General features: G+C 55.6%; 12 protein-coding genes. 9 read left to right on the forward strand and 3 right to left on the reverse strand.

All coding sequences use genetic code 11. From position 1 onward, the window contains the following. Positions 1 to 402 precede the first annotated feature (402 nt). Together FJU30_RS25080 and FJU30_RS25090 are read right to left on the reverse strand one after the other, a co-directional pair. Positions 403 to 591, reverse strand: coding sequence for a hypothetical protein (locus tag FJU30_RS25080; protein WP_150437688.1), 189 nt, complete (start codon positions 589 to 591; stop codon positions 403 to 405). Positions 592 to 891: 300 nt separating this feature from the next. Beyond that, positions 892 to 1293 (reverse strand): YgiW/YdeI family stress tolerance OB fold protein, encoded by a 402-nt coding sequence (locus tag FJU30_RS25090; protein WP_150437689.1) that lies wholly within the window; start codon positions 1291 to 1293, stop codon positions 892 to 894. Between the two features lie 177 nt (positions 1294 to 1470). Here FJU30_RS25090 and qseB point away from each other — a divergent pair, with 177 nt between their 5' ends. Then, complete coding sequence (qseB, locus tag FJU30_RS25095) at positions 1471 to 2133, forward strand: quorum sensing response regulator transcription factor QseB (RefSeq protein ID WP_150437690.1); 663 nt, start codon at positions 1471 to 1473, stop codon at positions 2131 to 2133. Continuing rightward, positions 2130 to 3479, forward strand: a complete 1350-nt coding sequence (gene qseC, locus FJU30_RS25100; RefSeq protein WP_150437691.1) for a quorum sensing histidine kinase QseC — start codon at positions 2130 to 2132, stop codon at positions 3477 to 3479. The genes qseB and qseC overlap by 4 nt, the downstream gene beginning before the upstream one ends. 35 nt (positions 3480 to 3514) lie before the next feature. Here qseC and kup read toward each other — a convergent pair whose 3' ends face one another. After that, on the reverse strand, positions 3515 to 5383 hold the full coding sequence (kup, locus tag FJU30_RS25105; RefSeq protein ID WP_150437692.1) for a low affinity potassium transporter Kup: 1869 nt from the start codon (positions 5381 to 5383) through the stop codon (positions 3515 to 3517). A 267-nt stretch (positions 5384 to 5650) separates the two neighbouring features. On the opposite strand from kup, the gene ravA reads away from it, so the two are divergent. The 7 genes from ravA to atpI all read left to right on the forward strand — a co-directional run bounded on the left by ravA (position 5651) and on the right by atpI (position 13894). Beyond that, entirely contained in the window at positions 5651 to 7147 is a 1497-nt protein-coding gene (gene ravA, locus FJU30_RS25110; RefSeq protein WP_150437693.1) for an ATPase RavA, read from the forward strand. Between the two features lie 6 nt (positions 7148 to 7153). Continuing rightward, positions 7154 to 8617, forward strand: a complete 1464-nt coding sequence (gene viaA / locus FJU30_RS25115; protein ID WP_150437694.1) for an ATPase RavA stimulator ViaA — start codon at positions 7154 to 7156, stop codon at positions 8615 to 8617. Positions 8618 to 8785: 168 nt separating this feature from the next. Further along, positions 8786 to 9247: a transcriptional regulator AsnC gene (asnC, locus tag FJU30_RS25120; RefSeq protein ID WP_150437695.1), complete on the forward strand. Its 462-nt coding sequence runs from the start codon at positions 8786 to 8788 to the stop codon at positions 9245 to 9247. 89 nt (positions 9248 to 9336) lie between these two features. Further along, positions 9337 to 9780 (forward strand): FMN-binding protein MioC, encoded by a 444-nt coding sequence (gene mioC / locus FJU30_RS25125; protein WP_150437696.1) that lies wholly within the window; start codon positions 9337 to 9339, stop codon positions 9778 to 9780. Between the two features lie 378 nt (positions 9781 to 10158). Next, positions 10159 to 12054: a tRNA uridine-5-carboxymethylaminomethyl(34) synthesis enzyme MnmG gene (mnmG, locus tag FJU30_RS25130; protein WP_150437697.1), complete on the forward strand. Its 1896-nt coding sequence runs from the start codon at positions 10159 to 10161 to the stop codon at positions 12052 to 12054. Positions 12055 to 12325: 271 nt separating this feature from the next. Then, entirely contained in the window at positions 12326 to 12907 is a 582-nt protein-coding gene (rsmG, locus tag FJU30_RS25135) for a 16S rRNA (guanine(527)-N(7))-methyltransferase RsmG (protein WP_395858910.1), read from the forward strand. 606 nt (positions 12908 to 13513) lie between these two features. After that, positions 13514 to 13894 carry a F0F1 ATP synthase subunit I gene (gene atpI / locus FJU30_RS25140; RefSeq protein ID WP_150437699.1) on the forward strand — a complete coding sequence of 127 codons (381 nt, stop codon included), beginning with the start codon at positions 13514 to 13516 and terminating at the stop codon, positions 13892 to 13894. Positions 13895 to 13918: the final 24 nt, after the last annotated feature.

The following is a 13918-nucleotide window of genomic DNA, read 5'->3' on the forward strand; positions in this document are numbered from 1 at the left end:
GCCCACACAGATTGTCTGATTAATTGTTAAAGAGCAGTGCCGCGACATTCATCGTGGCGCGGGCCGCAAATAATATGCTTTTCCGCTGTGAAGTCAAGTAATTATTGCCTGACTTCTTACTCACCGTGCAACTGCGTAATCGCTGTTGCCGTGTCAGTGGGAGCGCATTATAGGGACTTCTCGCCGCCTGACAAGCGCTAAATGCAAAAAAGTGCTTAACTGATTCCTTTTTCAGCAACCTGCGCTGAATTACGCCATTATGCCGTTTTTTTCAGCGTTATCAGGGTATATCGAGTTGCAGCAAGGCGGCGATACAGCGACAAATCTGTCGGCAACCAATTTATCCAGCCAACGGCTGCCCTTCGGTGAGAGACAGAATGTCTCTCATTAATCCGCAGAAGTTTACAGCAGCCAGCAATTGGGATGAGCGACAAACCTGTCGTGAGCAGATTTGAACGCCGCTGGCGGCCCGACAAGCGCGATCCCCATGGACGGGGCGAGTAACAAAGCCAACGCACCTGCAACCTGCACCTGCACCTGCACCTGCACCTGCACCTGCACCTGCACCTGCACCTGCACCTGCACCTGCAACCTGCACCTGCACCTGCAACCTGCAACCTGCAACCTGCAACCTGCAACCTGCAACCTGCAAGATGCAAGATGCAAGATGAAGGATATAGCCTCGAAGCATTACGCCAGCGCATAAGATGAAGGAAATATACGGTGAGCGAACAACGGCGCAAATTTATCCGCCTGCCTTATGCAGATATAGCGCGATGCCTTCGCCCTGCGCTGCTCAAGCCGTTTTAAATGACCAGGCAACCGGCGATGGATAGCGGCGGGCACCAGAAAAGGGCGTAGCGGGCGGAACATGCGCCGCCCATCAACGGGCTATTGCATTTTTTTCACCCGCTTAACGTCCAGTTCGGAGGAATTAAAGCCTTTGTCCAGTTCGCCCTGCAGCTCCACTCTGTCGGCCGGCGTAACGGTCTGACCATTCCAGTACTTATCGTCAATCTCTACCTTAATGGAGCCGGATTCATCGCGGAATAGATAGTCCTCATCGCCGGTGCGCTGCTCAATATGCCCGCGCAGAGTAATCCAGCTGTCATCCTTCAGCTCTTTTGCCTTTGCCACGGTAGTGATGCTGGCGTCAGGGCCGGAAAAACCGCCCTGCACATTCTGATGCCGGACATCCGGCGCGTTCGGATCAATAAATCCACCGCTTTGCGCGGCAAAAACCGGCGCAGTGGATAAAGCGGCGATAGCGAATAAAACAGCGATTTTTTTCATAATATAGTTTCCTTAAATTCAGCTCTGTTGCCATACCGAAAACGACGGCGGTTTTCTTTCCGCAACAAGTAAAACAAAATGTTCTTAACAGAATCTTAAGAAACACAGCGTACTTTCCAGAGTAAATCCCCTGGCGGCCGGGTAAATGACCGCTATATCCATATAAGGCGGGCGGAGATGAGAATATTGCTGCTGGAGGACGATCGGCTGATCGGCGACGGACTCAAAGCCGGGTTGATGAAGCTGGGATTCAGCGTGGACTGGTTTATCAAAGGCAGAGAAGGGCTGGCCGCTCTGGACTCCGCTGCCTATGACGCGGTTATCCTCGATCTCAGTCTGCCGGAGATAGATGGGCTTGAGATCCTGCGCCACTGGCGCCGCGCCGGACACGATGAGCCGGTACTGATCCTCACCGCCCGCGATGCTCTGGAGCAGAGAGTGGCCGGTCTTCAGCAAGGGGCCGATGATTATCTGTGCAAACCATTCGCCCTGGCGGAAGTGGCCGCGCGCCTGCAGGCGCTCATTCGCCGCCGGCACGGCCAGCTGCAGCCGGTTCTGAGCCACGGTTCCGTCTCCTTCGAACCGGTTTCGCGCAGCGCCAGCCTGAACAATGAGCCGCTGGCGCTGAAACCTCGTGAACTGGCGCTGCTGGAACTGTTTTTAATGAATCCCGGCCGGGTGCTGACGCGCACGCAGCTGGAAGAGAAACTCTACGGCTGGGACGACGACGTCTCCAGCAATGCGGTAGAGGTCCATATCCATCATCTGCGCAAAAAGCTGGGCGGTGAATTTATCCGCACCGTACACGGGGTCGGCTACGTTCTGGGGGAGGCGCAATGACCGCGCTCAGTCTGCGCCTGCGCCTGATTATCGGCTTTATTTTGCTGACGCTGCTGTGCTGGAGCGCCGCCGGTCTGCTCGCCTGGCACCAGACGCGCGACAATATAGACGAACTGTTCGATACCCAGCAGATGCTGTTCGCCAAACGGTTAGCCACCATCAACCCTCTGGCATTGGACGCCGGGCCGCCGTCGCTGCCGAAAACCAAAAGCCTGGCGCGCGAACATCGGGGCGAGCAGGAGGAAGATGCGTTGGCCTTCGCCATTTTTACCCACGCCGGCCAGATGGTGCTGAATGACGGTGAAAATGGCAAAGATTTTGTCTTTAATTACGTCCGCAATGGTTTTACCGACGGCAGGCTGCGCGATGACAATGATGAATGGCGCATGGTGTGGCTGACCACCAGCGATAACCGTTATGTGGTGGTTGTCGGTCAGGAATGGGAATATCGCCAGGATATGGTGATGGATATCGTCAGGACCAATCTCCTGCCCTGGCTGTTTGCCCTGCCGGTTATGCTGCTATTGATGTACTGGCTGGTCACTCACGAATTGTCGCCGCTGCAGCGCATCGCCATGCAGCTTCGCCGACGCCCGCCGCAAGACGACAGCCCGCTGGAGACCGGCCGCATTCCGCCGGAAATCAGGCCGCTGGTCAACGAGCTCAATAACCTGTTCGCCCGGATTAACGACATGCTGACGCGCGAACGGCGTTTCACCGCCGATGCGGCTCATGAGCTGCGCAGCCCGCTGGCGGCGCTAAAGGTACAGACCGAAGTGGCCCAGTTGGCGCACGATGATGAGGCGGCGAGACGTCATGCGCTGATCAATCTGGATAAAGGAATCGATCGCGCCACCCGACTGGTGGATCAGCTGTTAACGTTGTCGCGGCTGGAAGCGCAATCGCTGCCCGACGGGCTGCAACCGGTTCAACTACAGGATCTGCTGCAACAGGCGGTTATCGACCATTATCCCAAAGCCCGGCAGCGCGATATTGAATTGACGCTGGATGTCCCTGGCGCGCCGGTTATTCGCCAGGGCAATCCGCTTCTGCTCACCCTGCTGCTGCGCAATCTGCTGGATAACGCCGTTCGCTACGGACAGCGCGGCGGCACGGTCAATCTGAAACTCACCGCGCGCGCAATGCAGGTAATTGACGATGGACCAGGCATTGGCGATGACGCGCTGGCGCGCATCGGCGAACGCTTTTTCCGGCCGCCCGGCCAGGAAAAATCGGGCAGCGGTTTGGGGCTGTCAATCGTCAATAATATCGCGCAGCTACACGGCATGCGGGTCAGCTTTACACGCCGGCCGCAGGGCGGTCTGGCGGTCTCCGTCAGTTGGTAAACCTATGACGCTTTTTGTAAGACGCCGGGCGCTGGTTAAATTTCAACCTGAATACCCAGTTCAATCACCCGGTTAGGCGGGATTTCAAACTGATCGGCCGCGCGTAGCGCATTGCGGCTAAGCATCATAAACAGTTTGCCGCGCAGGCGCATAAACAGCGGCCGTTTGCCCAGAATCATCGTTTCATTCGACATAAAGAACGAGGTTTCCATCATCTGGCAGGTCAGCCCTTCCTGCCAGCAACGATGAAAGACCTCTTCAACGTTCGGGGTTTCACGCCAGCCGTAGCTGGCGATCACGCGCCAGAAGGTCGGCGACAGCTGCTCCACCTCCACGCGCCGGGCATTCAGCACATAGGGCGCGTCTTCGCCGCGCATGGTCAGCAACACTACCCGCTCGTGCAGGATTTTGTTGTGTTTCAGGTTATGCAACAGAGCGAAAGGAATTACGTGCGTCGCGCGCGACAGATAAACGGCGGTTCCCGGCACGCGCAGCGGCGGATTTTTTTCCAGCGAGGCGATCATCGCATCAAGCGAGTTGCCATGCTCGTTGAGACGACGCAGCAAACGGAAGCGCTCGCTTTTCCAGGTGGTCATGACGATGAACATGACCAGTCCGAGCATCAGCGGCAGCCAGCCTCCCGACAGAATTTTAACCACGTTCGCCAGGAACAGCGGCAGATCGATAATCAGCAGTCCGACCAGCAGCAGGTAGACCAGATAGCGATGCCAGTGCCAGTTTTTCACCGCCACGGTACAGGATAAAATACTGGTCAGCACCATGGTGCCGGTAACGGCGATACCGTAGGCGGCCGCCAGATTGCTGGAATGCTCGAAGCTGACAATCACGATAACTACGGCGAAATACAGCAGCCAGTTGATAAACGGGATATAAATCTGCCCGGACTCCATATCGGACGTATGTACGATACGCATCGGCGGCAAATACCCCAGCCGCACCGCCTGACGGGTCAGAGAAAAGACGCCGGAAATCACCGCCTGCGAGGCGATCACGGTCGCCAGCGTCGCCAATATCAGCAGCGGAATCAACGCCCAGTCCGGCGCCAGTAAGAAGAACGGGTTCTTTATCGCATCGGGATTTTTCAGCAGCAGCGCGCCCTGACCGAAGTAATTGAGCACCAGAGACGGAAGAACCACGGTAAACCACGCCAGGCGAATCGGGAATTTGCCAAAATGCCCCATATCGGCATACAGCGCCTCCACCCCGGTGATCGCCAGCACCACGGCGCCCAGCGCAAAAAACGAAACCAGTTTATATTCAATAAAGAAACGCACAGCCCAGTGCGGATTCAACGCCTGCAGCACTGTAGGATTGGCGATAATACTGCGCGCGCCCAGCACCGCCAGCGCCAGAAACCACAGCAGCATGACCGGCGCGAAGAGTTTACCGACCGTACCAGTGCCGCGCTTCTGGATAATAAACAGCAGCGTCAGCACCACGATGGACAGCGGAACGACATAGGGATCGAGCGACGGCGCGGCGATTTCCAGCCCTTCCATCGCCGACATCACCGAAATCGCCGGGGTGATCACCACCTCGCCATAAAAGAAACTGCCGCCGATCAAACCCATAATCACCAGCACCGAGGTGATGCGATCAGAGGTATTGCGGCCCGCCAGCGACATCAGCGTCAATATGCCGCCTTCGCCCGCGTTATCTGCTTTCATTACATAGGTGAGGTATTTCAGCGAAACGACCAGAATCAACAGCCAGAAAATCAAGGAGAGGAAACCAAACACCGCATCGGAACGCACGCCGATGCCAAATTGACCGGATAAACATTCACGCAGAGTATAAAGTGGACTGGTGCCAATATCGCCATACACGACACCTATTGCGGCCAGAGTAACTGACGATAACGAGCGTTTATTCTCTGAATTCATAGCCCTGATCTTTCATTGTTGTGGTTAATCCCTTGCAGACAGCCTGAGCCGGATCCTTTCAGCCCAGACAAAAACGCACAGTATGCACCATTGAGGCGAAAATTCAGGCCTTACTTCGCCGGCGCGAATTGTTTAAGCTGCAACTATTTGTTACCTGTCTAATTTAAAAATGTCAGGAATCAAGGTGCTACCCACAGATGAACTGTAGTGTTTTGAAACGTTTTGTTCCTTTTACATACCAAAAATCACGGACAGTATTGAACAATTATGACGCAATTCCCTGTTCTGGCAGAAAGAATTTCTCGCCTTAGCCATGCGCTTGAGCACGGGCTATACGAAAGGCAGCACGCGATTCGTTTATGTTTGCTGGCGGCCCTGAGCGGCGAAAGCGTATTTCTGCTCGGCCCGCCCGGCATCGCCAAAAGCCTGATCGCCCGCCGTCTTAAATTCGCCTTCCGCCAGGCGCGCGCCTTCGAATACCTGATGACCCGATTTTCCACGCCGGAAGAGGTGTTTGGTCCATTATCCATTCAGGCGCTGAAAGATGAGGGGCGTTACCAGCGGCTTACCCGCGGTTACCTGCCAGAAGCCGAAATTGTGTTTCTGGACGAGATCTGGAAAGCCGGCCCGGCCATCCTCAATACGCTGCTGACGGCCATCAACGAACGTCGTTTCCGCAACGGCAGCGAAGAAGAACCGATCCCCATGCGCCTGCTGGTAACCGCGTCAAACGAACTGCCGGAAGCGGACAGCAGCCTGGAAGCCCTGTACGATCGCATGTTAATCCGCCTGTCGCTGGACAGAGTTCAGCAAAAGCAGAATTTCCGCGCTTTGCTGACCAGCCAGCACAATGAAAACGATAACCCGGTCGCCGCCGGGCTCAGCGTCAGCGATGAGGAATACCGGCAATGGCAAAGCCAGATTGGTCAGATCGCGCTGCCGGAACCGGTGTTCGAATTAATTTATCAACTGCGTCAGCGTCTGGACGCTCAGCCCCAGGCGACCTGGATTTCCGACCGGCGCTGGAAAAAATCCCTGCGCCTGCTGCAGGCCAGCGCCTTTTTCAGCGGACGCGAGGCCGTCGCGCCGCTCGATCTCATTCTGCTCAAGGACTGTCTGTGGCACGATCCTGACTCGCTGCGGCAACTGGAGCAGCAGATTGAACAGCTGATGATCGGTCAGGCTTACCAGCAGCAGACCATCCAGCTGCGGCTGCAGCAGCTTAGCGACCAGCGCCAGCAATTGGCTCTCGAACGGAGCGAACATCAGGCGATCGGCCTCGTCCGTCAGGGCGGCCGTTTCAGCCGCAAAGCGCATTATGCTCTGCCGGAAACCATCACGGCGGCCGATCTGACGCTGTTCCTGCTCACCCCCTTAACCCTGCATGATATAACGGTGACGCACGTGGTCATCGAGCGGGATGCGCTGCAAAACTGGTTACAGAAAGGCGGGCAGCCGCGCGGCAAACTGAACGGCATCGGTTTTTCCCAGCCGCTGGATCTGGAGGTGGACGAACGGGCTCACCTGTTGATTCGCGATATCAGCCTGCAAACTTCGCTGCTGGCGCTGGCCGACGAAGATCATTCCGCGTTGCCGGAAGCGCTGGCGCAGGAATATGACCAGCTGGAACTGCAGCTGCGCGAACAGCGGCGCTTATTCAGCCAGCATCAGCCCTGTTTGTTCATCCCGGACGACTGGCTGGCGAAAATCGAAGCCAGTCTGCAACAGGCGGCCGGTCAATTAAAACAGGCCCGGCAGGATTAATCCGCGATGCTTAATCTGGAAACGCTGGAGCTGTTGCTGGCGATCGGCGAAAGCGAACTGCTCGACGATCTGATCATTACCCTGCTGGCCTCGCCGCAGCTGGCGATCTTTTTCGAAAAATATCCGGGGCTGAAGAAGGCGCTGCTGCGCGATATCCCCGGCTGGAAGCAGACGCTGCAGCAGCGGCTGCAGGAAACACAGGTGCCGGCGCCGCTGGCGCGGGAATTTTATCTTTATCAGCAAAGCCAGCTGATTGACCAGGCGGCATTTCAGTCGCAACTGCCGGATATTATCCGCCAGCTGGACAGCAGCGACGCCGCTTTTCGCCACGAGGCGCGCCAGTTGACGGCCGACAGCATCGGCGCGCGCATAGACAGCAGCCTGCACGTTCTGTTTTTACAGCGCTGGCGTCTGAATCTGACCCTGCAGACGCTGAATCTGCACCATCAGCTCATGGCGCAGGAGCGCGAGCGGCTGCTGGAAGAGCTACAGCAGCGTCTGGCGCTCAGCGGCGCGCTGACTCCGGTTATGGCCGAAAACGATACGGCGACCGGCCGACTGTGGGATATGAGCAAAGCGCAGCGCCAGCAGTCCGGCGATCGTCGCCTGCTGCTGAAATACGGCGATTTTCTGCAGCAGCAACCTGAACTACAGCGTCTGGCCGAACAGCTCGGCCGCAGCCGCCAGGCGAAATCGGTGCCGGCCAGCGCGGCGCCGGAGGAAGAGTATCGGGTTATGGTGCGCGAACCCGCCACGCTTCCCGAGCAGGTCAGCGGAATCCACCAGAGCAGCGATGTTCTGCGCCTGTTGCCCGCAGAACTGGCGACGCTCGGCGTCAGCGAACTGGAATACGAGTTCTACCGGCGTCTGCTCGAACACCAGTTACTAACCTACCGCCTGCAGGGCGAGGGCTGGCGGGAAAAGATCGTCAGGCGGCCGGTGGCCCACCAAATGAGCGAACAGCAGCCGCGCGGCCCGTTTATTGTATGCGTCGATACTTCCGGCTCCATGGGCGGATTTAACGAACACTGCGCCAAAGCCTTCTGTCTGGCCCTGCTGCGCATCGCGCTGGCCGATAACCGGCGCTGCTACGTTATGTTGTTTTCCAGCGGCATTATCAGCTATGAACTCACCGCCGACAGCGGCATCGAGCAGGCGATTCGCTTTCTCAGCCAGCGTTTTCATGGCGGCACCGATCTCTCATCTTGTCTATACGAACTGCTGGATAAAATGGATCAATCCGGCTGGCGCGAAGCCGATGCGGTGGTGATTTCCGATTTTATCGCGCAACGGCTGCCGGACGATCTGGCGAAGAAGATTGCCCGACGCCAGCACAACCAGCAGCACCGCTTTCATGCTCTGGCCATGTCGCGCCACGGCAAACCGGGCATCATGCGTATTTTCAATCATATCTGGCGCTTTGATAGCGGTCTGAAAAGCCGTCTGCTGCGGCGCTTTTCGCGGCGCTGAAGCCTGCCCGGCCCTTTCCCGCGCATCGCGGCGCAACGATAAGCAATTTGACAAGAAAACGGCGACGTTATTCACCAATCGCCAGGGAAAATTGCTTTTTACCCGTTAATCCTTCATTTTGTATTGGTTAATAATGATGGGCGCAACACCGGTAAAAGGCAGGTAAACATGGCGGAAATATATCAGATCGATAACCTCGATCGCGGCATTCTTACCGCGCTGATGGAAAATGCCCGTACGCCTTACGCCGAGCTGGCGAAGCAGTTCGCCGTCAGCCCCGGGACCATTCACGTGCGCGTCGAAAAAATGAAGCAGGCCGGCATTATCACCAAAGCCCGCATAGACGTTAACCCCAAACGGCTGGGGTACGACGTTTGCTGTTTTATCGGCATTATTTTAAAGAGCGCCAAAGACTATCCCGCCGCGCTGGCCAAACTAAACAGTCTGGAAGAAGTCGTCGAGGCTTACTACACCACCGGACACTACAACATCTTTATTAAGGTGATGTGTCGCTCCATCGATGCCCTGCAGCTGGTACTTATCAACAAGCTGCAGACGATCGATGAAATCCAGTCCACGGAAACCTTGATCTCCCTGCAGAACCCCATTATGCGGACGATTACCCCCTAATCGTTTTTTCCTATACCCATATTATCCACAGGTAGATCCCAGCCAGATCACAGCGTACAATGACCGCTCTTTATTGAGGATGGACATTTATGGTTGATATCACGCTCATCAGCGGCAGTACGTTAGGCAGCGCGGAGTACGTAGCGGAGCACATCGCCGACCAGCTGGAAACGGAAGGCTATGCCGCCAATGTATTGCACGGTCCGGATCTGGAAGCGCTGCCGCTCAGCGGTATCTGGCTGATGGTGACATCAACTCATGGCGCCGGCGAACTGCCGGAAAATCTGCAGCCGCTTTTTGAACAGATAAAACAGCAGCGGCCCGATCTGTCCCAGGTAAGCTTTGGCGCCATCGGCATCGGCAGCAGCGAGTACGATACCTTTTGCCGCGCGATCGATACGGTCGATCGCGATCTGATCGCATTCGGGGCAAAAAGGATCGGCGATATCCTGCGGATCGATATCACTCAGCACGAAATTCCCGAGGATCCGGCCGGCGTATGGGCTCAGGAATGGATAAAGTTACTCAAATAAGAACAAAAAATAGCCGGTTGATTGTGGATAAAACACTTAAGATCCCTGTAGTAACCGGTAGTTATCCAGATAATAACCGCTGGTGCTTTTTTGCCCTGTGCATAAACAGCCATTAAGATCCCAGCTTATACGGCGCAGGATCACCGATCATTCACAACAAACGATCCCGGCTAATAACCTGATCTTTATGTAAAATGATCGCTTATCCACAGTCATAGTCGATCCTAATAAGAGATCTAATAAAGAGATCTTTAAATAAAAAGATCTTTCTTTAATTACCGACGATCCAACACCCCTTGGTCGTTGAAACAAAGTTAAGTAGAATCCCCCACCCCAGGGCAAGTAACGATCGTTCGCACAACCGCGAGGTGCAGTACCATGTTTTATCCCGATCCTTTTGACGTCATTATCATCGGTGGAGGTCACGCCGGTACTGAAGCCGCTATGGCTTCGGCCAGAATGGGACGTCAGACCTTATTATTGACGCATAATATTGATACGCTTGGACAAATGTCCTGTAATCCGGCGATCGGCGGTATAGGGAAAGGGCATCTGGTAAAAGAGGTCGACGCCATGGGCGGCCTGATGGCGCAGGCGATCGATCGGGCGGGTATTCAGTTTAGGATACTAAACAACAGTAAGGGTCCGGCCGTGCGCGCCACCCGGGCTCAGGCGGATCGCGTGCTTTACCGCCAGGCCGTACGCCGCGCGCTGGAGAACCAGCCGAACCTGATGATCTTCCAGCAGCCGGTAAACGATCTGATTGTGGAAAACGATCGTGTCGTGGGCGCGGTAACCCAGATGGGACTTAAATTCCGCGCCCGGGCGGTGGTCTTGACGGTGGGAACCTTTCTCGACGGTAAGATCCATATCGGATTGGATAACTACAGCGGCGGTCGTGCCGGGGATCCGCCGTCGATCCCGCTATCGAAGCGGCTGCGCGAACTGCCGTTGCGGGTCAATCGGCTAAAAACCGGCACGCCGCCGCGCATAGATGCCCGCACCATCGATTTCAGCGTACTGGCTCAGCAGCACGGCGACGATCCGATGCCGGTGTTCTCCTTCCTTGGTCACGCCAGCCAGCATCCGGCTCAGATGCCGTGTTACATCACGCACACCAATGAACGGACGCACGAGGTTATTCGCAATAACCTCGATCGCAGCCCGATGTATGCCGGTATCATCGAAGGCGTCGGCCCGCGTTATTGCCCTTCGATCGAAGACAAGGTCATGCGCTTCGCCGATCGCAATGCGCACCAGATTTTCCTTGAGCCGGAAGGACTGACCAGCAACGAAATTTATCCGAACGGAATTTCAACCAGCCTGCCGTTTGACGTGCAGATGCAGATCGTGCGCTCGATGAAAGGGATGGAAGAGGCGAAGATCGTGCGCCCCGGCTATGCGATTGAGTACGACTTCTTCGATCCGCGCGACTTAAAACCGACGCTGGAAAGCAAATTCATTCAGGGGTTGTTTTTCGCCGGGCAGATCAACGGCACCACCGGTTACGAAGAAGCGGCCGCCCAGGGAATGCTGGCCGGCCTGAATGCCGCGCGTCTGGCGTCCGATCAGGAAGGCTGGTTCCCGCGTCGCGATCAGGCTTATCTCGGCGTGCTGGTGGACGACCTGTGCACCCTCGGCACCAAAGAGCCCTACCGTATGTTTACCTCGCGCGCCGAATATCGCCTGATGCTGCGCGAGGACAATGCAGATCTGCGTCTGACGGAAAAAGGCCGCGAGCTGGGCATGGTGGATGATGAGCGTTGGGCGCGCTTCAACCAGAAGCTGGAGCGGATAGAGCAAGAGCGTCAGCGTCTGCGCGATATCTGGATTCATCCGCAAGCGGATGCGGCGCAGCTGCGGGAGGTCAATGCGCTGCTGAAAACGCCGCTGTCGCGCGAAGCCAACGGGGAAGAGCTGCTGCGCCGTCCTGAAGTGGACTACCGTCTGTTGACCGGTCTGGCGCAGTTTGCGCCGGCTCTGGACGACCAGCAGGCCGCGGAGCAGGTGGAAATTCAGGTGAAGTACCAGGGTTACATCGTGCGTCAGCAGGAAGAGATTGAAAAACAGCAACGCAACGAAAATACCCTGCTGCCCGCCGATCTGGATTATCGTCAGGTGAGCGGCCTGTCGAATGAAGTCATGGCGAAACTTAACGACCACAAGCCGGTCTCTATCGGCCAGGCGGCGCGCATTTCCGGCATTACGCCTGCGGCTATCTCCATTCTGCTGGTATGGCTGAAGAAACAGGGACTGTTGCGCCGCAGCGCCTGATCTTCCGCATTCCGCGAGCGGCGGCATGCTATGATAGCCGCCGCGAAGAACGGATGGCGGACCGGCTCCGCTCCGTTGTCGCCGTCTGGCGGTGAACTATCCATGAAAGCGACGCGTTGATGCGTATACGCTGTCCGGGCGGCAGCCGTTGATGACTGTGCGTTATCGGCGGCTGCGCGGCGGGAAAACGCGCTCAGCGGTTGGCTAATTGATTTATTTTCAGGGTGTGATTGTGCATAACAAACTCAGTGCGTTGCTTAAACGCGCAGGAATGGCGCTAACCGGCCAACAGCAGGATCTGCTGATCCGCTATGTTGAAATGCTGGATAAGTGGAACAAGGCCTACAATCTGACGTCGGTGCGCGATCCGCGGCAGATGTTGATCCGGCATATTATGGACAGCATCGTGATTAGTCCCTGGCTGCAGGGCCGGCGCTTTATCGATGTCGGCACCGGTCCCGGTCTGCCCGGCATTCCGCTGGCCATCGTGCGTCCCGACGCCGAATTCACCCTGCTCGATAGCCTGGGCAAGCGCGTGCGCTTCCTGCGCCAGGTTCAACATGAGCTCGGCTTGACCAATATCGTCCCGGTGCAGAGTCGGGTTGAAGCATTTCCGGCCGAACCGCCGTTTGACGGCGTTATCAGCCGCGCCTTTGCCTCGTTGCAGGATATGATTAACTGGTGCATCGCGTTGCCCGCACGCCCTGACGGCTGTTTTTATGCCATGAAAGGTCAGATTGATCCGCAAGAGCTGGCTTCGTTGCCGGCGGGTGTAACGCTGGATCGCGTGATTCCTCTGGCGGTACCGGAGCTGGAAGGCGAGCGTCATCTGGTTGTGATTAAACGCAATTAAAGTTGCTCTTTATCAAAAAAAGTCTAAGTAATTTATCCGACTAAAGGTTATTTCTGCCGATTGAATTTGCCCGCTCCGGCGATCACTAAATCTTTACATTTCACGCAGCGGACTTTTGGCTTCATCGGCTTATGTTGAATTAATAACCAGAGCCGATGTTTTCCAGGCGGCAAAGAATGTCACAGTGATGTGATCTGTTGGTAAAAATAATATTAATAATGTCAATGGCTGGTTGAAGCGACGTATATATGATGTTCGGATTTGAGCTGTTTTTAACTTATTGATATTAAAATGATTAATTAGCCATTTCGGCTAAAGACATAAAAAAATAATTTCTGTTATAACGGTTTGTCGGGTATTAAATGTGAGTGTCATCACAGTTTGATGGGCGGTGAACATCTGGCGGCAAAAAGGTAATGGGTATGAAAATGGCCGTCACGAGAGAAATTTAAATAATTGTTCACCTTTTCGCTACTTATCGATTGAATTCGCAGGTATGACCCGTATAATTTGCTCGTTTTTTGCTGCTTGACTCAGTGCGATAAAGACAGTTTTATACGTCATTCAGCATTCCTCTGATGAGGATACGGAGAGAGAGCAAACGTCATGCCTGTTTCCCTTTACAGTGGAAAAGTTGCCCTCAGGCTGCTGCTGTTACAGTTAGTGACTTTTGCCCTGGTCAGCGCGCTTTTTTGCTTTAACAGTATGGCGTGGGGAGCTTCTGCTTTCGGGGGCGGTTTGGCTGCCTGGCTGCCAAATGTCATGTTCGTGCTTTTCGCCCTGCGTCATCAGGCGGGCACCCCGGCTGAAGGTCGGCTGGCATGGTCATTTGTCATCGGTGAGGCGCTTAAGGTTGCGATCGCCATCATTTTGCTGGTGGTGGCGCTGGGCGTGTTTCATGCGGCGTTGATTCCGCTGGGGCTCGCCTACTTATCGGTGCTGGTTACGCAGATAGTGGCACCGGCCGTAATTAAACAGTTACCGTAATTAACAACCAAAGGGTAAGAGGCA

The sequence above is a fragment of the Affinibrenneria salicis genome (genome assembly GCF_008710095.1).